The following is a 25,472-nucleotide window of genomic DNA, read 5'->3' as shown; positions in this document are numbered from 1 at the left end:
AGCGTCTTCAACGTCAAACAGCCAGTCCACCGATCCGTCCGATGGAGCAATATATCCGTCCAGACTAACCGCGAGATACAGCACTACTTTCGAGCTTTCCATGTTTTTATCGCTCCCTTCTATTCATATGTTACAATGTAACTACGACATAACTTGACGTGATTAGGAGGATATCATGAATGAGCGGAGATTAGCCATGATGCGGATCATCGACTCACGGAAGAAGTTTACGGCCCGCGAATTGGCCGAGCGTTTTAACGTCTCGGTCCGGACCATCCAGCGCGACCTGGATTACCTGCAGCAAATCGGTTTTCCGCTGTACAGCGAACAAGGGGCTCATGGCGGATACCGCGCGCTGGAGAACCGAATTTTGCCGCCGCTGCAGCTGACCCGAACTGAGGCGCTCGGTTTGTTTCTGATGCTCGAAATGCTGGAGAAGGTGCCCGACTTCCCTTTTGACGCGATCCGCTCCCACTTGGCCGTGCAATATTACGGGTCCCTGCCTTCCGACGTACAGACGAACATCGATCAGATGCGCAGCCATATTTCTTTCCGAATGATGCAGCTGCATGAGCCTGCACCTTGGACGACGGAAATTTTAGAAGCTTCGATCGCCAAACGGGAAATCCGGATCGCGTATAAGTCTGCCAAAGGCGATAAGGAGCACAACGTGTACCCCTTTGGGATTTATTTTGAGAATGGCTATTGGTATATGCCTGCGCGAAACCCGGAGAAGACGCTCCTTTTTCGCGTGGACCGGATCCAGCGTGTGGAGAAAACCGGTGCGATCGATGCGGATGTGCCGTCCCTAGCTGAGTGGATGCAGTCAACCGATGATCGGGACAAAGCCGAGGTGGTGCTGCGGTTTACCCCTTTTGGTATGCGGCTTGCCAAAGACGACCCGATTTTGCATACGGCTGCGGACGGACAGTGGAGCGGCCCGGTTCCGTTTGAGGAGTTCGCGTTTACAGCCCGGAGGCTGCTCCGATTCGGCCCGGATGTGCAGATTGTATCGCCGCCCCGGCTGAGGGATTTGGTGCTCCAGCTGCTGCAAGACAGCATAAACCAGTACAAGGAGTAGGCAAAAAAAACACTCCCCGCAGGGAGTGTTTTTTACTGGTCTCTGACCCAAAAGGAATTGGTATACACATGCCTAAACCCTTGGACCAGCATATGGTTATGACTTGAAGATCCGAACACCACATCCGTGCACACCGTCGACAGGCCAGTCCGCTTGGCCTCCGACAATCGATGGCGGATCAGCGTCGTCTGGCATCCCCTGCCCCTAAACGCGGGCAAGGTATAATCGTTGGCCAAATAGCCTTTCCCCGTATGGATGAACATCGATCCGATCCCGGCCAACTGGCCATCCGAGTAGGCGAGGTAATTCCGAAAAACAGGGAGGGTAAAGTACCGTTTTTTTCTCGCCAAAATATCAGCTGAAACGCCCCCCATCAGCTCACTGACGGCCTCCAGCAAAACGTCGACATTGCCTTCGTCCACCGGTTCAATGGTAATATCCGGATGCACTGTTGCAGCCTCCACCGGCTCTGCCTCCAAAAATGCCAGCCGATCTGTGGGCAAAAATCCTTTGCGGTGCAAAGCCAGCGCAACCTGCTCGTTCAGCCGGGTTGGTGCCATATCAAAACAAGGACGGGCATTTCTTTGCTCGTATTCGCTGACGATTTGGTCCAAATGCTCCAGATCCGCGATTCCGAATCCTTTTACCCGATTGTAGTAGAGCGAATCCGGACCGGTAGCTTCGATTAGCAGCCGTGCACCGCCGATTCGAATTTCTTCCAGACGCTTGTCCTGCGAGGAAAGCGCCCGCCCTGCGTTAAACCGGGTCAGTTCCAGCTCTATTTCCTCAATATCGTGTACTTTCTGATGAACCTTTTGCTGAATCAAACCTATTCCCCCTTACTTGTTCCGGGTTGTCTCATTCCCCCGGTGCTCGTACCAGGCTGCTGCAGGCCTTGTTGCCGGATATCCGAATTGCTCCCGGTATTTTTTTCTTTCTTGGGTAAAATCAGGCCATTCCCGCTCGCTACCCGGATGGTTGGCATGATGCACCAGACAGCGAAGAGCATCCTCCAGGCAAGGATCCTCCCAGTATCCGAGATGCACCTCCATTTTGTCTATGAAGTCCGCTCCGTCCAGGTCTTTAATCTCATCCAGCGAGTAGTATCCCATGCCAACCACCCTTGCGGCCACTTTCGGGCCAATCGAGGGCACGGATTGAAATATGGCCAGCCCCTTTAGCATGTTGGCGCGTTCACGGGTGATTTCCAGCATTTGCGATAACTGTACAGTATCGAGGGTGGCAATATCGGTCAGTTTCACTTTAAAGTTTCTTAAATGGGCTCGTTCCTCCGGGGTCAGCGGGAGCTTGGGGGGTGTTTGCTTCAAGGGTATCACCTCATGAATGGACTATCGATTCAGGCAGATCCGTCAATGAACCTCGATTGGACCTCCACTGGAACCCCATTATATACCAGGAAGCTTGGGGCGACAATTTTTCTGACGACAGCCCGCTAAAGCTTAGCAATTCCTCAAATACAAACAAAGCCCGGTATCAACCGATACCAGGCTTCGTTCTCTATTATCATTTCTGATGATTTACGGGTACACGCTTAATGAACAGTGCAATCACAAATCCGATGACTGCGATAATCACCCCGAACATAAACGCATTCGAAACCCCCGCAGTTAACGCATCAAGCGGATTGCCGCCGGGATGCGCTTCGGCGAAATGCTCCTGGCCTGACGACATCACACTCACGGCAAGCGCTGTACCGATGGCGCCGGCTACCTGCTGCAGCGTGTTCATGATGGCAGTGCCGTCTGGATAGAACTCACGTGGCAGCTGATTCAATCCGTTCGTCTGCGCCGGCATCATGACCATCGAAATGCCGATCATCAGGCAGGTATGAAGCACGATCACGAGGAACGCCGCTGACGCGGCCGTTACGCCCGAGAAGAACCACAGGGATGCGGCAGCCACCAGAAATCCAGGGAACACGAGCCATTTCGGTCCGTATTTGTCAAACAGGCGTCCCATGATCGGCGACATGATCCCGTTGATGATTCCCCCCGGCAGCATAAGCAGACCGGCATAAAAAGCAGATTTGCCAAAACCACCCTGAAGGAACAGCGGCAGTACCAGCATCGACGACAGAATGATCATCATGCTGATGAAGATCATCACTACGCCAACGGAAAACATTGGGTATTTAAAAGCGCGCAGGTTAATCATCGGCTGCTTCATCGACAGCTGACGCCATCCGAACAGCAAGAGGCCGACCACGCCGATAACCAGCGACAAGATCACTTTGGTGCTCGTCCAGCCACCGCTGCCTTCACCGGCGCTACTGAAGCCAAACACGATGCCGCCGAATCCGATAGTGGACAGCGCGATGGACAGCAGGTCGATCTTCGGTTTGGTGATGCTGGATACATTTTGCATAAACGCAATGCCGAATACCAGAGCCAGAATCAAAAACGGCAGCGACAGCCAGAAAATCCAGTGCCAGCTGAGGTTCTCGATTAGCAGACCCGCAATCGTCGGTCCAACCGCCGGCGCAAACATGATGACCAGCCCGATGATTCCCATCGCGCCTCCCCGCTTCTCTGGCGGAAAAATAACCAAAATCGTATTAAACATCAGCGGCAGCATAATGCCGGTTCCAATTGCCTGCACAACGCGGGCCACCATCAAAAATTCAAACGATGGCGCAAGCGCCGCAATCAGGGTCCCGACAATCGAAAAGCTGAGCGCTGTAATAAATAGCTGCCTTGTAGTAAACCACTGCAGCAGCAATCCCGACACCGGGACCAGAATGCCCAAGGTCAACAGGTATCCGGTCGTCAGCCATTGCGCTGTCGAAGGCGTGATATGCATGACCTGCATCAAATCACTAAGCGCGATATTCAGCGCCGTTTCACTGAACATGCCGATAAATCCGGCAATAAGCAGTGAAATCATGATCGGTAAAACTTTAAATTTTTTCTCCGTTTGCATTTGAGCTTGCGTATGCTGTACGGCTGCTTCCACAATCCCATCCTCCTGTCATATGTCCAATGTCTCTCTTATCTCTCTTTATATGTCTCTATCTATTTTCTCTGATATCAGTAATCTCTCTATTCATTCGGCCTTATTTTTCTTTATGCGCTTCATCCGATGTATTTTTGGCCAAAAGGCGGTCCAGCAATATGCCAACATATTTGGATGCAAGGAAAATAGGTCCCGTATCCTTGTTCGTCTGGGCGATCAGCAGCGACCCTTCGAGCAATGAAAGGATGACTGTCGCAGCTTCCTGTGAACGGGACAGCTCTACCCCGGCATCCTGCAGCCGTGTGGTCAGGACTCTCTCCCACTCCTGAAGCACGCCTTGACAAGCATCCCTCAGGGAGTTGCTGATGCAGGAGGTTTCTACCGCATTCCAGAAGCTGAGCGGGATAAACCCTTCGAAATTGGTGGCTTTGGCATCGGCCGCAATCACATCGATACAATGCTGAATGGCCTGAGACGGATCGTCGAACCGGTTAAAAGCCTCTTCCCACTTGTCGGATACCGCGCTTTTAATCCGTAAAATGCATTCTTGGGCAAGCTCCTCCTTGCCCTCTGGGAAATAATAATACAGTGAGCCTTTTGGGCAATGGCTTTCCTTGATAATTTGGTTTAATCCCGTTCCGTGATAGCCCTGTTTGGCAAAAAGACGCGTTGCTGTTTCCACGATGGATTCACGGGAATTGGGCTTTTCCGTCATCGCGCTTATGACCTCCTTTCAAAATTATAACGAACGGTCTACATATTATAGTCGATGAAATGCGCTTTCTGTCAACTCATTTTTTTATGAAAAATGTGGGTTGCTTGAACTTTACCGAAGAAAATACAAAAAAGCATTCCGACTGCCGTTCAGCCGAAATGCTTTCTTTATACTCGTTTAAAACGTTACAGCGTATTTTGCTGTTTGATCCAGTCCCTTTTGAATAATGTTCTTGGCTTCGGCAGGCATCTGGTTATGACCCTCGATAATGATTTCTTCCGGCGTAATTCCCCACAGCATCAAGTTGGATTTCACGAACCGGATCGCCCCTTCAAAAGGAGCCATGTCTTCCGTGGAGTAAATGCCGCCCCGGGCATTCAGCAGAACCACTTTACGCCCCCCGGCTAGACCGACGGGGCCTTCAGGCGTGTATCGGAACATGGTTCCGGCTTGGGCCAAATAGGACAGATACGTAATCAGCGGAGCAGGCGCAGCGTAGTTCCAGAGCGGGAACGCGATAACCACCTTGTCGGAGGCGAGAAATTGATCGATATGAACGCGAACCAAATCGGCGATATTCGTCTCCTCTGGCGTCAATTCCTGTCCCTGGCTGCGTTTGAAGAGAGCGGTAAGTGCCGTGTTCCCATAATTCGGCAGGTTCAAGGCGAACAAATCCAGCTCGGTAACCACGTCATCCGGATGGGTGTCCCGGTACGTTTTGACGAACGTTTCATACATTTGAACCGTAACCGATTGCTCTAGCGGACGGTCATTCGCTTTGATCATTAACACATTGGACATGTTGTTGTGTGGCCTCCCATTAACAATATAGGTTTCAAAATAATTAAGCGCATGAGTTCGGAGATGAATACATTGCGGACTTGATTAGGTTTCCGCATTTCGCAATTTTTTATGAATGGACGGAAACGATTCACTCAAACACTACCTAAATCGTTGTTTTTTATTATTGAGAGGGAGGCTTAATTGGTTTATCGTTGTGTTAAACGATACTAATTATTACTAAATATTGATTTTTTATGTAGTTTCTTGATTAAAAATCGACATCCATGTTCCGATATAAGCTCGCCTGCCGAGTTTATATAACCAACATTCCGAAAGCTGACCGATAACAAGGTCGGCCCTGGCCAAGCAAGTTGAATGAATTTTCTTATAAGGGGGTGGGACGGCCAAAGCGGTATCTGCAGCCAGAATGACACATGTTGTTTTCATATTCGGATTAGAGGAGGAAATTTGGATGACTACGATTCGGTTACGACAGCATGGAGTGCTTAAATGGCTGTTCGCAGGCAGTTTAGCTTTGATCACGCTGCTGTGCACGTTGATGATCGTGGAGCGTGCTTCCGCGCATGGTTATGTCCAGTCCCCCGGCAGCCGTGCTTACTTATGCAAAACGGGTGCCAACACCAATTGCGGCCCGATTGTCTATGAGCCTCAAAGCTTGGAAGCTCCGAAGGGATTTCCTGCCGCAGGCCCGGCAGACGGTAAAATCGCCAGCGCCAACGGAGCTTTTCCAACGCTGGATGAACAGTCTCAGGCACGCTGGAGCAAGGTTAACCTCTCTCCAGGCACAAATACCTTCAGCTGGACTTTGACGGCGAGACACGCGACGACCAGCTGGAAATATTACATCACGAAGCAGAACTGGAATCCCAATGCGCCGCTCACAAGAGATTCTTTTGACCTGACGCCATTCTGTTCGGAAAATTATAACGGTGTGCAGCCTGGAGCAACTTATACCAGCACCTGTAATGTCCCCAGCCGCACCGGATATCAGGTGATCCTCGCCGTTTGGGAAATCGCGGACACCGCCAACGCCTTCTACAATGTCATCGATGTGGACTTCGGCGGCGGCAGCGGGACTCCGGATACCACGGCACCTTCGGCGCCTTCCAGCTTGAAGGCATCTGCCATTACGTCAACAGGAGCAACGCTGACCTGGGGGGCTTCGAGCGATAATGTCGGCGTGACAAGCTACAAGGTCTATAACGGAGGCACGCTTGTTGCAACAACGGGAGGTTCTGTCCTCAGTTATCAGGTCACCGGACTTTTACCCAATACATCCTATTCGTTTACGGTTCGGGCTGTAGACGCTGCGGGTAACACTTCGGATGCCAGCAGTGCCGTAACATTCACCACATCTGGCACAAATCCACCGGACACCCAGGCACCTTCCGCTCCAACCGGTCTGCAGGTTGACGGTACACCAACTTCGGGAACGGTTAAATTGAAATGGGCGGCTTCGACAGATAACGTTGGCGTAACCGGCTACCGGGTCTACAATGGAAGTACGCTGGCAGGCACCGTATCCGGCACCACGCTGACCTACACGGCCAGCGGACTCGCGGCCGACACGTCTTATACATTTACCGTTCGCGCCGTGGATGCGGCGGGAAATGAATCGTCCGCCAGCAATGCGGTAACCGCTAAGACGGCTTCGTCCTCATCCGCAGAGGCATGGGCACCCAATGTTGCCTACACACCAGGCACGCTCGTTACCTATAACGGAGCGACCTATGAATGCCGGCAGGCCCATACCTCGCTGACAGGCTGGGAACCGCCGAACGTTCCGGCCCTCTGGCTGTTGAAATAACAAAAAAACGGCTTTCTCCCCGAAACCTGGCGGAAAGAAAGCCGTTTTATTTTGTGGCTGTTTCGAACGGATTACCTTAGTCTACTGGTCTTTTACCAGGATCCATCCCGGAATCAGATACCGTCATCACAGGTCTGACCGTCAGGTCGTTATGTACCCGAATTTGGCAGGACAGACGGACATTCGGCTCGTGAATTCCTTTGGTGGTAAGAATGGCTGCTTCGGCTTCCCCGACAGGGCCAGCATCGCCTTCCAACACTTCCACCCGGCAGGTCGTGCATCTGGCATTTCCTCCGCACCGGTGCAAAATATCCACCCCGTTGTCCTCCAGAGCCAGGACGAGCTTCTGCCCTTCCTCTGCTCTAATCGCTTCTCTGCCTTCCACTTGAATCGTTGGCATACGATCAACTCCTTTTATGATTTGGATCGAATGAACTGGCATTGCTAGATGACAGCTCCAGCCTTCTATTATTTCTGATCTCAAGTCCGAATACAATGAGAACTTTGTCCCGGGTGCATCCTTCACGTTTCATTACCCCAAGGAAGAACTACAGAAGCGTGGCATACCATTGCCGGACATTTTTTTCCAATCGCTGCGCAATCTCCGGGAACTCGTCCTTCAGATTGACCCGCTCGCCCGGGTCCGCCTCCAAATCCGACAAATGAACGTCGTCCGGCTGCGTGCGGTCAAAGTCGAGCTTGCCGCCAAGCACAAGCTTCCATTTGCCCTCCCGAATCGCAAGCTGGCTGTCGTACTCCCAGCAAATTTGCTGATGTGGAGTGCCTGCCCCTTGCGTCAGCATCGGCACGATGCTGCTTCCGTCGATCTCTTCCGCCGCGGGGACGGGGAGACCGGCGAGATCCAACACGGTAGGCACGATATCGGCCATCATGCCGACGTCATCCTTCGTCTGTCCGGCAGCGATGATGGATGGATAGACGAGGATGGCCGGTTCCCGAATCCCGCCTTCGAACAGACTGCCCTTATGCCCGCGGAAGATTCCGGCGCTTCCGCCATAGTACACATCCTCCGTTCCGTCCAGGTAATTGCGCGACTCCGAAGAGGGTCCATTGTCGCTCGAGAAGAAAATAATGGTGTTTTCGTACGCCCCCACCCGTTTAAGCGCTGCCACAATATCGCCGACCCCGTCATCAACAGCCGAGATCATGGCCGCCATCAGCTGACGGTCCCTTGGGAGGTGACTGTAGCGTTTCATATATTTTTCCGGCGCATGCATCGGGTAATGAGGCGCATTATAAGCGGCATACAGGAAAAACGGCTTATCGGCAGCCCGGCTTGCCTCGATAAACTCGACGGATTTGTCGGTGATCAGATGCGTCAGATACTCGCCGTCCCGCCATACCTCTTTGTCGTTGCTCCATAAATCGTGCACGGGATTCACACTCGGCATTCCCCAGTAAAAAATGTGGGAATAATAGTCCACGCAACCGGCCTGGAAGCCGAAATATTCATCAAATCCTCTGGCATTGGGCTTGGTGTCCTCTGCCGATCCAAGATGCCATTTCCCGAATAGAGCTGTCCGGTAGCCCTGTTCTTTGAGGCGCTGTGCAAGGGTTTTGGTGTCGGCCTTTAATCCGCCCGTTCCCCTTTTTCCGCCTAAAATATGGCTGACACCTGTTTTTGCGGGATACTTTCCCGTCAGCAAGGCCGCCCGGGAAGGTGAACATACCGGCGAGTTCGAGTACCAGTTGGTGAAACGAGCTCCATCTTGTGCAAGCGCATCCAAGTGCGGCGTGCGAATCGCATCGGAGCCGTAGCAGCCTAAGTCACCGTATCCCAAATCGTCACAGTAAATCACAATCACATTCGGTTTCGTCAAAGTTGAGTCACACCTTTTATGTAGTTTTAGGATGCATTCCGCTCCTGCTTACTCCTTCGCCACAGAATGTGAGATCCCTTGCCTAAGTGTGATTTTTTAGCTTTTTAGGTGATTTCTCGTACACTCTATATTTGTAGCGAAATCAGTGAGTTTCTATTTCCTTTATAGAAAAGGGACTTCGTATGAAGCGAAAAAAAGGACGCAGAACAACACTGCGCCCTTACGTTTAACCAACCATCTGGATCATATTGTCTCGTTACCAGTGCGAGCTTGGCATCATCCTCCCCACTCTGTGAATCGGCCGTCGGGGGAATCATAAGCTTGTGCCCAATAGTACCCGGGCGCCAGGATTCTGCGGGCGGCAAAGCCGGCTTTACCCGCAGCCGCATTGATCGCTTCGGATGAAGCGGTGTACGTACCTGTCGCTGTAGTGGCGCCACCGACATATTTTCCGCCCATAGAGGTAAACCGGCCGTAAACCGTTGCCTGAAGCCCGGCTCCCGTCTCTTTGTCGACGACCTGCAGGGAAACGGTCGCCTTGGTCCCGTCGTATGTGACCTGCATTTGCCCCACGATCATCGGCTTCAAATCGGTAGGACCCGTCGTTGCGGAGAACGGCTGGCTTGCAGGCCCTTCATTACCGGAGGAATCGACGGCCGTTACCTTATAGACATATGTCGTATCCGGCAGCAGCCCGACGTCGCGGAAATTCAGTTTGTTAGATATACCGGCCAGGTGGGCTGGATCCGGTTCAAACTGCGCATCCGTGCCGCGATAAATGCGGTACTCTTTCACGGTGGCGTTGTCGGACGCCGGCCCGTAGGTGATATCGACCCGCTGATAATCAAAGGCGGCTGCCTGCGGAGTGCCCGTAACAGCTGAAGGCGGTTCGCTGTCCTGCGGCGGCTGCCAGAACACGCCTCCCGGCCCCCATGCAGACGGGAATATTCTCAGGTTGCCGTAATGATGGAGCGCGATCCCTCCGAAGGCTGGATCTCCTTCAAAAGCCGCGTACACTTTGTTCAGTTCCGACTCCATGTACGTGCGGCCTTCCTCATAGAAGCTGATGGCCTCCGGATCTCCGCCGTCGGCGACATCGATCGTTTCCACGCCAATGACGACCGAATTCGGCTTGCCGATCTGATTCGCATAGTCGATTTCTCCGCGTGCTTGTTCAATGATCCCTGCACTGCCGTCCGCCTGATCCCGGTAGTCCATGATCGAAATGTAATCGAGCGTATCCTGAACGTGCTGGGACATCCATTTGACCGAGCCGTTCCACGAGATGCTGCTGGCGTCCACCGATGTGTCGAACCAGCGCGGGATGGCGGCCCCGACCTGCAGGTCCAGGCCGGAAGCCTGCTTGCGATCCATCAATGCCTTGAGCATGTCAAGGTACTGTACCTGAACCGAAGGTTTGGCACTTTTAAAATCACCGAGGCTGTAAGGCTCCGTATCAATGTTTACACCGTCGAATCTTTCCCTTGGATCCGAGGATAAATTGTAATTCAGGATACCTTCGAACTCGGCCACCGCCTGGGTCCGGTACCGGGCATAGGCCCCGAAATAGGGCGGCGTCGTACCGCCGGCGATCAAAGCCTGCACCTGGTAGCCTTTATCATGAGCCCAGCCGACGAAATCCCTGACCTCCGGCCGTTTGTCCTCCAGCATTTGCATGCCGAAATAGGATCCGACCGCCAGGTACAGCGTCCGGATCGGTCTCTGCCCGAACGTCGACGTGTCGGATGCCATAGCATCCAGCACATTACGGGAACCCGGGTTCATGATCAGAGGGTACGATTCATTTTCCCAGATCCACATGGCCCGATCCTGGCCGTACACCTGCTGGGTAACAGTCGTCGGACTGGATGCTGCTTCAACCTGCTCGGCGCCAGGATCTGCATTCGTAGGGATCTCCGCATCCGAGTTCACTTCATTAACTGTCTCTTCCGAGGGAGGGGCCGTTAGTTCATCTTGTGCCGTGGTGACATCTTGAGCTGTTGAGGCATCTTGTGCTTGAGGTACCTCTTGCTCTGTTAAGTTATCTTGTAGTGCTGAAGCATCCTGTGCTGTTGAGACTTCCTGTGCTGTTGAGTCATCCTGCGCCATCTCGTTATATTGCAGCGCTTGGACATCTTGATCGATTTGAGCACTCTGGTCTTTCTGGACGTTCAGTTCCTCTTCGGCATTCTGTCGGATATTTTGATCTGTTTGAAGATCTTGATCAGTCTGGACATCCTGCTCTGTCCAGCCCTCTTGCTCCTGTTGGTCCTCCTGCAGCATTGCTTGGCTGTATACGTTCGCAACCTTCACATATTTTGCGCTGCTATAACCTGTATTTCCGTTTGAATCCACGGCTTTCGCTTCAAGACTATTGACCCGTCCGGCATAAGCCGCTGTCTTCCACTTGTATTGGTATCCTGATCCTTTGGGAGGCGCATCCTTCCACTCTCCGCCGTTAATCCGAATTTGCACTTTGCTGACCGGGTTTTTGCCCCCTGCTTGAATGAGGACATTGATACTCCCCTTCACGGGGCTCGTTTCGCCTGGGCTTGTAATCTGCACTTGTGGGAGCGCGGCGCCCGGATTATCTACTTCCACCGACATATAGGGAGACCAGGCCACATAGCGGGTCACACTGTCTTTTCCCCTAGCCGCCAGTTCTACCGGACCGTCGTACTTGGAGAAATCGACGTCGGCATACCAGCTTCCGCTGCCGTCCGCTTCCGGATCATCCATGTGGGCACTGACGAGCGAATCGCCGCCTACGGCGAGCTCCACGTCGTACACTCCTGAAAACGTTCCGGAAATCCGGGACATACCCGGCCCCAAGGGGCCTGAAGGCTGGTCTATCGCGATGAGAGGCGCAGCAAAGACAGGCAAAGGAGGAATTCCAAATACCGAAAGAACGACTGTGAGGATCAGACAAATTCCGACGTGACGAACAGCTCGTGGGTTTCGGGCATGTCTTTGGGCATGCCCCTGCTTAATTGCCATAAGTCTCTTCACTTCCTTTACATAATGTGTGAATGACCTTGACATCGCAACGGGAAAAAGGGCTAGGAGGAAGGGTACAAGCTGAGGAATGTTAGTTTGAAGCGTTTACTTCTTCTTATTATGGCGGACGTTCGCTTAGAACCACATGTGACAAAAATGTGAACAATAAAAGGGGTTTCAGCATTTTTCCGCGGTTTTTCTACCCGAATTTTATCATCCCGCCGGGTACCGCGATGTCCCCTGTACCTGGATAAACCTTCAATGAACAACCGCACGTACGCCGATGGTGGATGAACCTTATAACATCGAATCAGTCCCCTTCCCCACATAGCAAAGGCTGCTCTATACACCGCTTTCCCGTTCCGATATAGTGGAAGTTAAGCAGTATGAATTCTTTTCCAGCATATATTTTGGGAGGAATCGGAAATGGAACCTTTTGCGCAGAACTTATTACAGGACAAAGTGGTGTTGATTACCGGGGGAGCCACGGGTCTGGGCCGGGCCATGGGTGAAAAGTTCGTGCGGCTTGGTGCCAAACTGGCGATCGCAGGGCGCCGGGAAGAAGTGCTGAAGCAGACCGCCGAACAATTTAATGATAGCGGTTACAAAATATTCTATGCTCCTTGCGACGTTCGGGAACCGGCACAGATTGCGGAGTTGGCGGATGCCGTTGAACGGCATTTCGGCCGGATTGACATTCTCGTCAACAACGCCGCCGGCAATTTCATCAGTCCCACCGAAAGGTTGTCCCCTCGAGCCGTAGACGCGGTGCTGAACATCGTACTGCACGGCACGTTCTATGCGACCCTGGAGATCGGCAAACGCTGGATCGAACGCGGCCAGGGAGGCACCATGCTCAATATCGTGACGACCTATGCTTCAACCGGATCGGCTTTTGTCGTTCCATCCGCTGCGGCCAAAGCCGGCGTGCTGGCACTGACCCGTTCCCTCGCGGTAGAATGGGCACGTTACGGGATTCGCCAGGTGGCGATCGCCCCCGGCCCCTTTCCAACCGAAGGCGCATGGTCCCGCCTCTCTCCTACGCCGGAGCTGGAGCAGCAGATGATCGATCGCGTCCCTTTGCGCCGGGTCGGGAACAAAGAGGAGCTGGCGAACTTGGCTGCCTACCTGGTTTCTGATTATGCGGGATATATCAATGGGGAAGTGGTCACCATTGACGGTGGAGAATGGCTGCAGGGGGCGGGCGAATTCAATGAGCTCCGCTCCGTCACCGAGGAACAATGGGATGCTCTCGCCAAATTAACCCGGAAAGGGAAATAAGAGAAAAAACGTCTATCGGCGCACCTTCCAAGAAGCCAGACCGCATTTAGCGGAAGTTTTTCTTGCGAGATAAGGAAGCCCAATCTCCGAAGCTTATCCTTTCTTATATTTAAAATAACAGCACAAATAGGCTGCTCTGCATAAGGCAGCCTATATTATTGCGCTCATCGATGTCGTAAACCTGGCATTCAAACCTGATACTGCTTCAGAATTTCCTGAAGCTTCAGAGCCAGGCCAAGACGGCCGTCGATCCGGAGCGATCCGGTCATGTACGCCATCGTCGTGTTCAAGTCGTTCCGGAGCAGTTTCCGAAGATGGCTCTCAGACATCGTCAGCGTGCAGTCCGCGTCACCCGAAGCGTCCTCCACAACCCGAACGGTTCCATCATGGAAATATACCTGCAAATGTTTCCCTGTATCCTTAATATGAAAATGGTAGGAGGCGTGCAGCCCATCCAGCGCCCCCGGCTGTTCGTTCATTTTTCCGGCCATCGCTTCAAGTTCTTGTACCACGCTCATCCATCGTCCCCCTCTTATCGCTCTCTGTTTGCGCTTCAGGGACATGCCTTTCCAGCACCCGGAAGGTGCCGGTGCCGAAGGCGAGCAGATCCCCGTTCTCTTTGCGCGCATAGGCCTGGGCTGTTATCAGCTTGCGCGAGCTGTGGATGATCTCGGCCGTCACGATGACACGCCCTTCACCCGTGGAAGCCACGTAGTTCATGTTCAAATTCACAGTAACCACATTGGCTTCCGGCCTGGCCAGCATAATGAGTATGCCCATGGCGGAGTCGATGGCTGAAGCATGCATGCCGCCGTGCACGATCCCGATGAGATTGAGATGATGAGGCAAAATATCAAAGGCTACCACGACCTGATCGCCTTTAAGTTCAATCAGTTCGCATCCGATAAAATCCCAAAAGGTATGCTTCGCGGCGTTCTCCAGCTGCTTCAGCTTCAGGTTCATCTTCAGGCTGTCCGTCGTTTCCGGATTCATGTCCTTGCCCTCCTTCTCATTTGGCGTCGCCGGGTATCATCCCCTATAGGTCGACCTTCGATTGATTGACCAGCTTCTCATTCTCTTCTTCGATCAGTTTGCGGCGAAGCACTTTGCCCACCAGCGTCTTGGGCAGCGACTCGCGAAACTCGTAGATCTTGGGCACTTTATACACAGCCAGCCGTTCCTTGCACCACTGCTTCAGCTCCTGCTCAGTAACAGACGAGCCTTTCCGGAGCACAATGTAAGCCTTTACATTTTCGCCGCGGTAAGGGTCGTTCACGCCAGCCACGACGGCTTCCTCCACATCCGGATGCTCGAACAGCACCTCCTCGATTTCCCGCGGGTAGATGTTATAACCGCCGGCTATAATCAGGTCTTTGCGCCGGTCCAAAATGTAAAAAAAGCCCTCTTCATCCATCCTCGCCAGATCCCCGGTGTACAGCCAGCCGTCCCGGAGCGTGCGCTCCGTATCTTCCGGTCGGTTCCAATATCCCTTCATGACCTGTGGGCCGCGGACGACCAGCTCGCCGATTTCGCCAAGCGGCAGCTCTTCACCTGTATCGGGATGCACAACACGGGCTTCGGTATCCGGTAAAGGAATGCCGATCGAGCCGTTTTTGCGTTTCTCCCATATGTTGTTGGCATGCGTAACCGGGGACGCTTCGGTCAATCCGTAACCTTCGATCAGCTTGCCGTGCGTGACCTCCTCGAACCGCTCCTGTACCTCCAGGGGCAGCGGAGCCGCTCCGCTGATACATATATTTATGGAAGAAAGGTCGTACTTGTGCACTTCAGGATGGTGAATCACCGCAATATACATGGTCGGCGCCCCGGGAAACACCGTCGGCTTCCGCCGGTCAATGATCTTCAGCACCTGATTGATTTCAAAACGTGGAACCAAGATGAGCGTTCCGGCATTATAAACTGCCTGATTAAGCAGCACCGTAAGCCCGAATACATGAAAAAAAGGCAGCGCAGCCAAGTATTTTTCCTGGCCGATCCGTGCCCGGTAAAACCACAGCTGCGATTGAATCGTATTGGCTACCAGGTTCATATGCGTCAGCATGACGCCTTTGGCGAAACCGGTCGTTCCTCCGGTATACTGGATGAGCGCCAGGTCCTGTTCCGCATTGATGTCTACCTTGACCGGGTCGCTGCTTGATTGTTTCATGAGGCGGGTAAAGGATACGATTCGATCGTCATACGTGACGGAGACATTTGTTCCGTCTTTTTTGGCGGCAAGAGGGTATAGGATGTTTTTCGGAAAAGGCAAATAGTCTTTGACCGACGTGACGATCAGCTTACTGAGCGGCCTGTGGGTCATCGCCTGTTCCACGCGCTGCACCAGCGCATCCAACGTCACGATGATGCGGACGTCAGCGTCGGATAACTGATGCTGAATTTCCCGCGGCACGTACAGCGGGTTAGTCATGACTACCACGCCGCCCGCAAGGAGCGCACCGTAATACGCAATGACCTCCTGCGGGCAGTTAGGCAGCATGATGGCGATCCGGTCCCCTTTGCGGACACCCAGCCGGAGCAGGGCGTTCGCAAACCGGTTTACCGAAACCAGCAGGGATCGGAATGTCATTTTCTTCCCCATGAAATCCAGAGCAATATGCTCTGGATATCGGGAAGCGGAATCCACTAGAAATTGCGCAACGTTCTGCTTGGGATACTCGTAACTGTGCGGGACCTCACTAGGATACTGACTTAACCAAGGTTTACTCGACATCCAGGCCACCCCATCTCACGAATTGTTACAGCACGTATTTTTCCGCGGCAATGACCTTTTCAGCGATTTCACGCTTCAATCCAAGCGTATTGACAGGCGACTTTCTCGTCAGCTTTTTCAGAACGGACAGCTGCGTCCGGAGCGTGTCGCCCGATTCCATCGCGGCGAGCACTTCCTTCGCCCACGTTTCGATTTTATTGAATTCGTCATGAACGAATACGGTCGTCATCAGGATCGGCAGGCGAGCCTTGTCTTCGCCGGAGCGGTCGATGATTTTTTGCGTACGCAGCAGCGCACTTTCCATCGCATAGACGGAAATCATCATATCGGACAGATGGCTCAGAATCTCCTGTTCGTCCTCGAGCTTCAATTGATATTTCTGTACGGCCTGAGCGCCGGCCATCAGGAAAATTTTCTTTGCCATCTTGATCAGATGGGCTTCCTGATCAAGCGTTCCCTCGAAGGTTTGCGGAGGAATCGGCTCCAGAAGCTCGGCCTGCAGCGCCACGGCCTTTTGCATCAGCGGCAGCTGGCCCTTCATGGCCCGTTTCACCAAAGTGCCCGGAATGAGCAGACGGTTGATTTCGTTTGTGCCTTCGAATATGCGGTTGATCCGCGAATCCCGATAATTCCGCTCCACCCGGTACTCTTGAATAAAGCCGTAGCCGCCATGGATTTGCACGCCTTCGTCAACCACGAAGTCCAGCGTCTCGGAGCCGAACACCTTGTTGATCGAGCATTCGAGCTGATATTCGGCAATGGCTTTGGCCGATTGATAGCCCACTTCTGGACTGCTGTGATCCACTTCGGCAAGGCCAACATCGAACAGACCTGCCGTGCGGTAAACCATGCTCTCGAGCGCGTACGTTTTCGTATTCATATCCGCCAGCTTTTTGCCGATCAGCGGGAAGGTGGAGATTTTCCGGCCAAACTGCGCGCGCTCGTTCGCGTACTTGGCAGCCAGCTCAATCGTATCCTTGGAGGCGCCTACACAACCGGCGGCCAGCTTGAAGCGTCCGATATTCAGGATGTTGAAGGCGATTAAGTGCCCCTTGCCTACTTCCCATAACAGATTCTCTACAGACACTTTCACATCCTCCAGGATGAGCGGACAGGTGGACGATCCTTTTATTCCCATTTTTTTCTCTTCCGGCCCAATGCTGACGCCTTCCATCGTGCGCTCCACGATAAAGGTGCTGAAGTCTTTGCCGTCCACTTTGGCGTATACAATGAATAGGTCGGCGAAACCGGCATTCGTGATAAACTGCTTGCTGCCGTTCAATACATAATATTCACCGTCCTCGGATAAGGTGGCTGTCGTTTTCGCCCCCAGCGCATCCGAACCGGAGGAAGGCTCCGTTAAGCAGTAGGCGGCGATCTTCTCGCCAGTTGCCAGAGCAGGCAGGTATTTCTGCTTTTGTTCCTCAGTGCCGAAATAGACGATGGGCAGCGTGCCGATGCCGACATGGGCCCCGATCGATAACGCGAATGCGGATGCCTTGGTCAGACGCTCGCTGATCAGCGTCGAACTGACCTTATCCAGACCAAGCCCGCCATAGGCCTCCGGCACATCGGCGCCCAGCAATCCGAGTTCACCGGCTTTGCGCATCTTCTCCACCGTAAGCTCATAATTCAGTTTTTCGATCGCTTCGTCATGGGGCACCACTTCACCGGCCACAAAATCCTCCGTCGTCTCGGAAATCATTCGGTGTTCTTCCGTAAAATCTTCCGGGGTCACAATACTGTGAAAGTCCGTGTCTTCAATGATATAACTGCCGCCGATCACCTTATTCATCGTTGTGCTCATCGTTCCCGTCTCCTTTGCGATATGAATTTTTAATATAAAAACCAAATCACTGCAGAACGCTTTCCGCTTACGGATGAACCTCAAACACGCCCGCGGCACCCATGCCGCCGCCGATGCACATGGACACCACGCCGTAGCCGCCGCCGCGCCGCTTCAGCTCGCTGATCAGGGTCGTCGTCAGCTTCGTGCCCGTGCAGCCCAGCGGATGCCCAAGCGCAATCGCGCCGCCGTTGACGTTCACTTTCTCCTCATCGATGCCAAGCTCCCGGATAATGTGGACGCACTGGGAGGCGAACGCCTCGTTGATTTCGAATAAATCTACGTCCTCCAGCGTAATTCCGGCCATCTGCAGCGCCTTCGGAATCGCCTTGACCGGACCGACGCCCATAATTTCCGGCTCGACGCCGCTGAGCGCGAAGGAACGGAACGTGGCAAGCGGCTGCAAGCCAAGCGCCTCGGCTTTTTCCCGGCTCATGACAACGACCGCCGCAGCCCCGTCGCTGACCTGGGACGCATTCCCCGCCGTGACCGATCCGTTCAGCTTGAATGCCGGTTTCAGCTTGCCCAGCACCTCCACTGTCGTGTCGCTCCGCACGCCTTCGTCCACCCGAAATTCAAAGGTTTTCGTCTGCACTTTGCCTTTCTCATCCACACTTTTCAGTTCGGCCTGAACCGGCACGATTTCGTCCTGGAACTTGCCTTCCGCAATCGCCTGCGCTGCCCTGGCGTGCGATCTCGCAGCGAACCGGTCCTGATCTTCCCGGCTGATGCCGAACCGGTCGGCCACCTCTTCCGCCGTATGTCCCATGGCGATGTAGACCTCCGGCATCTGCTCAACGATCTTCGGATTCGGCGACATCTTGAAACCGGTCATCGGCACATGACTCATGCTCTCCACGCCCCCGGCGATCAGGATATCGGCATGCCCCAGCATGACTCGTTCTGCCGCGAAGGCGATCGACTGAAGGCCAGAGGAGCAAAACCGGTTGATCGTCAGCGCCGGCACCGTCACCGGGAATCCGGCGTACAGCGACATGATCCGGGCGAAATTAAGCCCCTGCTCGCCTTCCGGCATGGCGCAGCCGATGATGATGTCCTCCACGTCTTCCTTTTTAAGGCCCGGCGCGCGTTCAACGACCGCTTCCAGCACCGTTTTCCCGAGATCGTCGGCCCGTGTCTGTGCCAGGCTGCCTTTCTTGGCACGGCCGACTGCGGTACGCGCCATCGATACAATGACTGCTTCTTTCATGGAATATCCCCTCCCGTGGATGTTAGTTGCGGAGCGCCTTACCTTTGGTTAACATGTGGTGCATGCGCTGCTGCGTCTTCGGTTCGCCGCAGAGGCTCAAGAAAGCCTCGCGCTCGAGGTCCAGCATATACTCCTCACTGACAAGGGTTCCTGCCGGGACATCACCGCCGGCGAGAACATGGGCCAGTTTTCTGGCGATCAAGTAATCGTGGTCGCTGATATAACCGCTTTGCTTCATGCCAAGCGCACCAAGCTGAAGCACGGCCTTGCCCTCAGCCCCGACGACCCGGATCTTCTCCTGCGGGATCGGTTCATAGCCGCTGCGATCCAGACCGAGAACAGCCTGCTTCGCCTGATAGATCTGAACATCCTGACTCACCGCAACACGGTCGCTTGGCCGCAGGTACCCGAGACGCTTGGCATCGTGGCCGCTCGTCGATACCGTCGCCGTTCCCACGGTTTGGAAAATGTGATTGATGTACGGCTGCAGATCCGCATCCGGAAGACCGGCCGTTTGGCTTGCCCGCAGCGCCAGTTCCTTGCACCCTCCACCGGCGGGGATCAGGCCGACGCCGACTTCGACAAGACCGTAATACGTCTCCGGCGCAGCGATGACCAGGTCGGCCGGCATGCAGGATTCGACCCCGCCACCGAGGCACATGCGGTGCGGCGCGGCCACGACCGGCTTTTCAAACCGCTTCAGCGCGTACATTGTGTACTGGAATTTCCGGATGATTTCGTTGATTTCGTCCCATTCTTCGTCCTGTGCTTCCATGAGGAGCAGCATAATGTTGGCTCCCACACAGTAGTTGCGTGCCTGGTTCGCAATCACGAGTCCTCTGAAATTGCTGCGAACCTCGTCAATGCTCTGCGTAATCATGGAGAGAATGTCCTCGCCGATCGCATTGTTGGGCGAATGAAATTCCAGGCAGGCGACGCCGTCTCCAAGGTCGATCAGGCTGGCGCCGCTGTTTCCTTTCACCACCTTGTTTTGCTCTTTCAGACTGCGCAGATTGATGACTTCTTCCGGCTGTTCTACCTCACGGTATGCGCCCGACGCCACATGAATCGAATACAGTCGGCCCTCCTCCTGCTTGTAAAAGGACTTGTGTCCCGCAGCGACCCACTCTTTAACCCAGGCAGGAACGGTCAAACCTTCGGCTTCCATCCGCTCCACGGACCGGGCCAGGCCGATGGCGTCCCAGGTCTCAAACGGTCCGAGTTCCCAGGAGAAGCCCCATTTCATCGCATCGTCGATTTCCTTGACCGAACCGGCGATCTCGCCCACCTTTTCGGCCGAATAGACAAGCACCTGCTTCAGAATGTCCCAGGCCAGATCCGAGTAGCGGTCCTTCGCCCCGAGGAGCGCCTTTGTTTTCGCTCCGGCTCCCTTGGCCATTTTCGCGGCCTCCAACGATGCCGATTTGGGCTTCATCTGCGGCACATATTCCAGCGTTTTCAGGTCAAGGGATAAAATCTCGCTCCCGGCCGGCGTTTTCTTTTTTAAATAGAAGCCCTGCCCGCTCTTCTCCCCGAGCCAGCCGCGTGCCACCATGCCCGTCAGCACGTCCGGCGAAGTGAAAACCGCCTGTTCGCGCTCATTCTCGACGTTCATCCGGACGTTATCCGCGACATGAACGAACGTGTCGAGCCCCACCAGATCCAGCGTGCGGAAGGTAGCGCTCTTCGGACGCCCCATCGCCGGTCCGGTCACCGCATCGACCTCTTCCACCGTGAAGCCCTTCTCCAACATTTCCTGCAGAGTCACCAGCAGGCCGTAAGTACCGATCCGGTTCGCAATAAAGTTAGGCGTATCCTTGGCGATGACGACACCCTTACCGAGCACCCTTTCGCAAAAATCCTTCATACGCGCCACGAGCTCCGGCTCCGTGTCCCGTCCGGGAATAATTTCAAGCAGCTTCATATAACGGGGCGGATTAAAGAAATGCGTGCCCAGGAAGTGTTTTCTGAACGATTCGCCGCATTCGGCCGCCATCTTGTTGATCGAGATGCCCGACGTGTTCGAGCTGACCACCGTACCGGGTTTCCAATGCTGCTCTACGCGTTTCAGGAGCTGCTGCTTCACTTCCAGATTCTCGACCACCACTTCGATGACCCAGTCGACGCCTGCAATTTGCGGCAGATGATCTTCGAGGTTGCCCGGCGTAATCCGGGAAGCAAACGCAGGATCATACAGCGGAGCCGGCTTGATCTTGCTGAGCTTCTCAATGGCTGAAGTTGCAAGACGACTGCGTACCGCCGGATGCTCCAGCGTCAACCCCTTCTTCGCCTCTTCCTCTGTCAGCTGAGTCGGAACGACGTCCAGCAGTAAGCACGGGATCCCGACATTGGCCAGATGTGCAGCAATGCCGGAACCCATAATTCCTGAGCCGATGACGGCTGCCTTGCGAATGGATTTGTTCATTGTGTGCTTGCCTCCATTTCAAATCCTTTATTGTGAGCAGCGGAATCCCCGAACACGGACAGCTCCAATATTTCGGCGATATCCTTTGCTTTCACACGCTCTTCCACTTCTTTCATCTTCGTCCCATCCTCCATCATGGTCAGGCAGTAAGGACAGGCGCTGCTGATGATGCTTGGATTCACTTCCAGCGCCTGCTCTGTGCGGGCAAGGTTCACCCGTTTGCCGGACGTCTCCTCCATCCACATCATGCCGCCCCCGGCGCCGCAGCACATCGCATTTTCCCGCGTGCGCTTCATTTCAACGAGCTCTACACCGGGAATGGCCCGGAGGACGTTGCGCGGTTGGTCGTACACGTTGTTATAGCGTCCCAGATAACACGAGTCGTGATAGGTGATCCGCTCCTTCACTTCATACTGGGGTTTCAGCTTCCCTTCGCGGATGAGCTGATCCAGCAGCTCGGAGTGATGAAGGACTTCCACCCCTTCGAGCCCGAATTCGGGGTATTCGTTTTTGAACGTGTTGAAAGTGTGCGGGCAGGCGGTCACGATTTTTTGGACGCCGTATTTTTCGAAAATCTCGATGTTCTCCATGCACAGCTGCTGAAACAGCATCTCGTTGCCCATCCGGCGGGGCGTATCCCCCGAATTTTTCTCTTCGTTGCCGAGAATGGCGAAATTGACGCCGGATTCGTTCAAGAGGCGGGCAAACGCCTTGGAGATTTTGCGGCTGCGCAGATCGTATGAGCCCATCGATCCGACGAAGAACAAATATTCAAACTGCGGATTGTCCTTGACGGTCTGCACCCGGATGCCTTCCACCTCGCCAGTCCAATTGGCCCGGTCGTTACGGTTCAATCCCCAGGGATTGCTTTGCCGTTCGATATTTTGCAGGGCTCGCTGCCCCTCTGCCGGCATGCTTCCCTCCATCAGCACAAGATGGCGGCGCAAATCGATGATTTTATCGACATGCTCGTTGCCGACCGGGCACTGATCCTCGCAGTTGCGGCAGGTGGTACAGGACCAGATCTCCTCCTCGGTCATGACGTCGCCGATCAAGTTCATGTCCTGCGGACTTGTGTCCTGATGAGTCCAAGTGGCCTTCTGCCATGCCAGCGTCGGGCGAATATCCGTCACGCCTTCCGATGAAGACCAATCGGGATGTGCTTCGGACACGGCTGCATCCAATGCATGCGCTCCACTCCCCGCAAAAGCATATTCGGGAACATACGGCGACTTACCGGTAACGGCTGTACCCTTTTCCGTCAAATGATCGCGCAGCTTCGTAATAAGATGCATCGGCGACAGTACCTTCCCGGTATTGGAAGCCGGGCAGACGTTCGTGCAGCGGCCGCATTCCACACAAGCGTAGAAGTCGATCATCTGCTTTTGCGTAAAATCTTCGATCCTGCCGACGCCGAACGACTCGGCTTCTTCATCATCAAGGTCAAGCTTGCTCAGCTTGCCGACAGGCTCGGAGCGGCCCAGCCAAATATTGACCGGTGCGGTAATGAGGTGAAAATGCTTCGATTGAGGAACATAGACGAGAAAAGATAGCAGAATAAGCAAATGGGCCCACCAAAAGATGTAGAACAATAGGGATGCCGCCGTCCCGGACATGCCGGAGAAGATGGCCGCAATCGCTGAGGATATAGGTGCGTAAGCGGATGGCTCGAGATCGAGCCGGATTCTTTCGAAGGTAAGCGACAGGAGTACAGACAGCATCAGGGAGAAGATAAAGAACACGACAATGCTCGGCTTCCACCCTTTCTTGAGGCGCGCAAGCTTCTCGCCATACCGGCGGTAAGCGGCATATCCCATCGCTACAAGGACCAGAAACACCGTGATCTCCTGAAGCAGACCGAATACGTCGTACGCGGGAAGCGGAAGGTGCCCGCCGTCTGTCAGTCCTTTGATAATGAGATCCAGCGCGCCGAACTGAAGGATGATGAAGCCGTAAAAGATCACCACGTGCATAATGCCGCTCTTCCGGTCCTTCAGCAGCTTTTTCTGGCCGAACACCTGTCCCAGGAACTCGCCCCATCTGCCTTCACGCTGCTTCCGGAAATCCACCGGCTTGCCGAGCTTCACGTACAGCAGTCTGTGATACACCGCTTGGCAGAACAAATAAATACCGTACCCGGTCACAGCGAGAAACAGCAGTAAATTGACGATTGGCCACACCATTTGTCATCCGTCCTTTCTTCGTATTCACCTAAGTTTGGTGACGGGTTACATTTAGTAAGCGGTTACAAAGCTTGTTTAAAAATAAAATCTTACCTTGAAAACATTGACAACTGGCACTGTTTCCCATAAGATTAAGAAAAATGAATGAGGATTCATTCAGTTATTTGAATTCTAACACCGGGGTGGCCTGATGACAAGTAGAAAATTGGAAAAATATGAGTTGATTTTGGATGCAGCCTTAAAAGTAATCGCGGAGAACGGCTATCACGGCTCCCAGATTTCGAGGATCGCCAAGGAGGCAGGCGTCGCGGACGGTACGATTTATTTATATTTTAAAAACAAGGAAGATATCCTTATTTCTCTGTTTCAAGCCCGTCTCGGAAATCTGGTCTCCATGTTCAACAGCAGCGTGAAGGAAACGAATACCGCCGATGAAGCTCTCCGCAAAGTTTGCGAAATTCACTTTACCGAGCTCGAAAACAACATCAATCTGGCTTATGTGACACAAATCGAGCTGCGCCAGAGTTCGTTGGAGCTGCGCAAAGCCATCGGGCTTGTCGTCAAGCCCTACATTCAGCTGATCGAGCATATCATTGAACAGGGGATTGCCGAGAAATCGTTCCGCGCAGACCTTGATGTCAAGCTGACACGCCTGCTGATTTTTGGGGCGATGGATGAAGTGGTCACCTCCTGGCTTATCTCCAGCCGAAAGTATTCCCTTTCCGCTCAGGTGGATAAGACAGTTGAGTTTTTCTTACAAGGTTTAAAATAACGCGTTTGAGAGAGGAGCTTGTCCGCATGAATATCTACGTTATGCTGAAGCAAACCTTCGACACGGAGGAACGAATCGTCATTTCGAATGGACAGATTTCCGACGACGGGGTCAAGTACGTCATCAATCCGTACGACGAATATGCGGTAGAAGAAGCGTTGTTGCAGCGGGATGCGCACGGCGGTACCGTAACCGTCGTCTCGGTGGGACCGGAGCGCACGGCCGAGGCGCTGAGAACGGCACTGGCCATGGGCGCCGATGAAGCCGTGCTTATTGACGGCGACAGCATTCCCGGCGATGAGTTCAGCATCGCCACTGCGCTGGCGGCCTATTTCGGCCAGCAGTCCGTAGACCTTATTCTCGGCGGCAACTTCTCTGTAGATTCCGGCGGGGGTCAGGTCGCAGTAAGGGTAGCCCACCTGCTGGGCCTGCCTCACGCTTCCTCGATCACGAAGCTGGACATTGCCGGCGGAAAAGCATCCGTGCAGCGGGACGCCGAAGGCGATACCGAATCGCTGGAGGTCGCCCTTCCTGCGATATTCACCGCGCAGCAAGGGCTTAACGAGCCGCGGTATCCGTCGCTGCCCGGCATTATGAAGGCGAAGAAGAAGCCGTTCCAGCGTCTCGGGCTTGGCGATCTCGGCCTGACCGAAGCGAATGTAGCCGCCAAGACGAACCGCCTCTCCCTCTCCCTGCCGCCTGAGCGCAAGGCCGGGCAGATCCTGAAGGGAGACCCTGCCCAGCAGGCCGCGGATCTGGTCCAGCTGCTGCGTACCGAAGCCAAGCTGATTTGAAGTAATTCATAA

20 protein-coding genes and 1 pseudogene are annotated in these 25,472 nt (G+C 53.9%); 5 read left to right on the top strand and 16 right to left on the bottom strand.

What is annotated here, in order from left to right; translation table 11 throughout:
• Nucleotides 1-6 precede the first annotated feature (6 nt).
• Nucleotides 7-102 (bottom strand): annotated as a pseudogene (locus GCU45_RS33620) (dihydrofolate reductase family protein); the annotation flags it as partial.
• 73 nt (nucleotides 103-175) lie between these two features.
• Between GCU45_RS33620 and GCU45_RS33615 the strand changes: the two are divergent.
• A complete protein-coding gene (locus GCU45_RS33615) occupies nucleotides 176-1,081 on the top strand; it encodes a helix-turn-helix transcriptional regulator (protein WP_152404605.1) in 906 nt (301 codons plus the stop codon).
• A gap of 32 nt (nucleotides 1,082-1,113) precedes the next feature.
• Here the strand turns inward: GCU45_RS33615 and GCU45_RS33610 are convergent, their stop codons facing one another.
• From GCU45_RS33610 to GCU45_RS33590, 5 genes are all read right to left on the bottom strand, one after another.
• The gene (locus GCU45_RS33610) at nucleotides 1,114-1,908 is read right to left on the bottom strand and encodes a GNAT family N-acetyltransferase (protein ID WP_152404603.1); all 795 of its coding nucleotides are present in this window, start codon (nucleotides 1,906-1,908) and stop codon (nucleotides 1,114-1,116) included.
• 12 nt (nucleotides 1,909-1,920) lie between these two features.
• The gene (locus GCU45_RS33605; RefSeq protein ID WP_425281315.1) at nucleotides 1,921-2,418 is read right to left on the bottom strand and encodes a helix-hairpin-helix domain-containing protein; all 498 of its coding nucleotides are present in this window, start codon (nucleotides 2,416-2,418) and stop codon (nucleotides 1,921-1,923) included.
• Between the two features lie 187 nt (nucleotides 2,419-2,605).
• Nucleotides 2,606-4,021 (bottom strand): DHA2 family efflux MFS transporter permease subunit, encoded by a 1,416-nt coding sequence (locus tag GCU45_RS33600; RefSeq protein WP_152404760.1) that lies wholly within the window; start codon nucleotides 4,019-4,021, stop codon nucleotides 2,606-2,608.
• 133 nt (nucleotides 4,022-4,154) lie between these two features.
• Nucleotides 4,155-4,769 carry a TetR/AcrR family transcriptional regulator gene (locus tag GCU45_RS33595; protein ID WP_152404599.1) on the bottom strand — a complete coding sequence of 205 codons (615 nt, stop codon included), beginning with the start codon at nucleotides 4,767-4,769 and terminating at the stop codon, nucleotides 4,155-4,157.
• A gap of 177 nt (nucleotides 4,770-4,946) precedes the next feature.
• The gene (locus GCU45_RS33590; protein WP_116230414.1) at nucleotides 4,947-5,570 is read right to left on the bottom strand and encodes an FMN-dependent NADH-azoreductase; all 624 of its coding nucleotides are present in this window, start codon (nucleotides 5,568-5,570) and stop codon (nucleotides 4,947-4,949) included.
• Between the two features lie 454 nt (nucleotides 5,571-6,024).
• On the opposite strand from GCU45_RS33590, the gene GCU45_RS33585 reads away from it, so the two are divergent.
• A complete protein-coding gene (locus GCU45_RS33585; protein WP_152404597.1) occupies nucleotides 6,025-7,380 on the top strand; it encodes a lytic polysaccharide monooxygenase in 1,356 nt (451 codons plus the stop codon).
• Nucleotides 7,381-7,456: 76 nt separating this feature from the next.
• Here GCU45_RS33585 and GCU45_RS33580 read toward each other — a convergent pair whose 3' ends face one another.
• The 3 genes from GCU45_RS33580 to GCU45_RS33570 form a co-directional block, all read right to left on the bottom strand.
• Nucleotides 7,457-7,780: a 2Fe-2S iron-sulfur cluster-binding protein gene (locus tag GCU45_RS33580; RefSeq protein WP_089547353.1), complete on the bottom strand. Its 324-nt coding sequence runs from the start codon at nucleotides 7,778-7,780 to the stop codon at nucleotides 7,457-7,459.
• 148 nt (nucleotides 7,781-7,928) lie between these two features.
• On the bottom strand, nucleotides 7,929-9,221 hold the full coding sequence (locus GCU45_RS33575) for a sulfatase-like hydrolase/transferase (protein WP_152404595.1): 1,293 nt from the start codon (nucleotides 9,219-9,221) through the stop codon (nucleotides 7,929-7,931).
• A gap of 276 nt (nucleotides 9,222-9,497) precedes the next feature.
• Nucleotides 9,498-12,002, bottom strand: a complete 2,505-nt coding sequence (locus GCU45_RS33570; protein ID WP_152404593.1) for an Ig-like domain-containing protein — start codon at nucleotides 12,000-12,002, stop codon at nucleotides 9,498-9,500.
• A 642-nt stretch (nucleotides 12,003-12,644) separates the two neighbouring features.
• On the opposite strand from GCU45_RS33570, the gene GCU45_RS33565 reads away from it, so the two are divergent.
• Nucleotides 12,645-13,499, top strand: coding sequence for an SDR family oxidoreductase (locus GCU45_RS33565; RefSeq protein ID WP_076165393.1), 855 nt, complete (start codon nucleotides 12,645-12,647; stop codon nucleotides 13,497-13,499).
• A gap of 188 nt (nucleotides 13,500-13,687) precedes the next feature.
• On the opposite strand, the gene GCU45_RS33560 is transcribed toward GCU45_RS33565, so the two are convergent.
• The 7 genes from GCU45_RS33560 to GCU45_RS33530 form a co-directional block, all read right to left on the bottom strand.
• The gene (locus GCU45_RS33560; protein WP_105442909.1) at nucleotides 13,688-14,017 is read right to left on the bottom strand and encodes an SCP2 sterol-binding domain-containing protein; all 330 of its coding nucleotides are present in this window, start codon (nucleotides 14,015-14,017) and stop codon (nucleotides 13,688-13,690) included.
• Nucleotides 13,995-14,492: a PaaI family thioesterase gene (locus GCU45_RS33555; protein ID WP_179231980.1), complete on the bottom strand. Its 498-nt coding sequence runs from the start codon at nucleotides 14,490-14,492 to the stop codon at nucleotides 13,995-13,997. The genes GCU45_RS33560 and GCU45_RS33555 overlap by 23 nt, the downstream gene beginning before the upstream one ends.
• 43 nt (nucleotides 14,493-14,535) lie before the next feature.
• Nucleotides 14,536-16,230 (bottom strand): long-chain-fatty-acid--CoA ligase, encoded by a 1,695-nt coding sequence (locus GCU45_RS33550; protein WP_152404592.1) that lies wholly within the window; start codon nucleotides 16,228-16,230, stop codon nucleotides 14,536-14,538.
• 25 nt (nucleotides 16,231-16,255) lie between these two features.
• Nucleotides 16,256-18,037 carry an acyl-CoA dehydrogenase FadE gene (locus tag GCU45_RS33545; protein WP_152404590.1) on the bottom strand — a complete coding sequence of 594 codons (1,782 nt, stop codon included), beginning with the start codon at nucleotides 18,035-18,037 and terminating at the stop codon, nucleotides 16,256-16,258.
• A 67-nt stretch (nucleotides 18,038-18,104) separates the two neighbouring features.
• Nucleotides 18,105-19,286 (bottom strand): acetyl-CoA C-acetyltransferase, encoded by a 1,182-nt coding sequence (locus GCU45_RS33540; protein WP_152404588.1) that lies wholly within the window; start codon nucleotides 19,284-19,286, stop codon nucleotides 18,105-18,107.
• Between the two features lie 22 nt (nucleotides 19,287-19,308).
• Nucleotides 19,309-21,711: a 3-hydroxyacyl-CoA dehydrogenase/enoyl-CoA hydratase family protein gene (locus GCU45_RS33535; protein WP_152404586.1), complete on the bottom strand. Its 2,403-nt coding sequence runs from the start codon at nucleotides 21,709-21,711 to the stop codon at nucleotides 19,309-19,311.
• Complete coding sequence (locus GCU45_RS33530) at nucleotides 21,708-23,894, bottom strand: (Fe-S)-binding protein (RefSeq protein WP_208837174.1); 2,187 nt, start codon at nucleotides 23,892-23,894, stop codon at nucleotides 21,708-21,710. The genes GCU45_RS33535 and GCU45_RS33530 overlap by 4 nt, the downstream gene beginning before the upstream one ends.
• A gap of 190 nt (nucleotides 23,895-24,084) precedes the next feature.
• Here GCU45_RS33530 and GCU45_RS33525 point away from each other — a divergent pair, with 190 nt between their 5' ends.
• A complete protein-coding gene (locus GCU45_RS33525; RefSeq protein ID WP_152404584.1) occupies nucleotides 24,085-24,666 on the top strand; it encodes a fatty acid metabolism transcriptional regulator FadR in 582 nt (193 codons plus the stop codon).
• A gap of 26 nt (nucleotides 24,667-24,692) precedes the next feature.
• Nucleotides 24,693-25,460 carry an electron transfer flavoprotein subunit beta/FixA family protein gene (locus tag GCU45_RS33520; protein WP_152404582.1) on the top strand — a complete coding sequence of 256 codons (768 nt, stop codon included), beginning with the start codon at nucleotides 24,693-24,695 and terminating at the stop codon, nucleotides 25,458-25,460.
• The last annotated feature ends 12 nt before the right edge of the window (nucleotides 25,461-25,472 follow it).

Origin of the sequence: Paenibacillus cellulositrophicus, from assembly GCF_009363095.1 — a bacterium.
In the GTDB taxonomy this organism is placed as follows: Bacteria; Bacillota; Bacilli; order Paenibacillales; family Paenibacillaceae; genus Paenibacillus_AQ; species Paenibacillus_AQ favisporus.
This window is presented reverse-complemented; position numbering and strand designations above follow the sequence as displayed.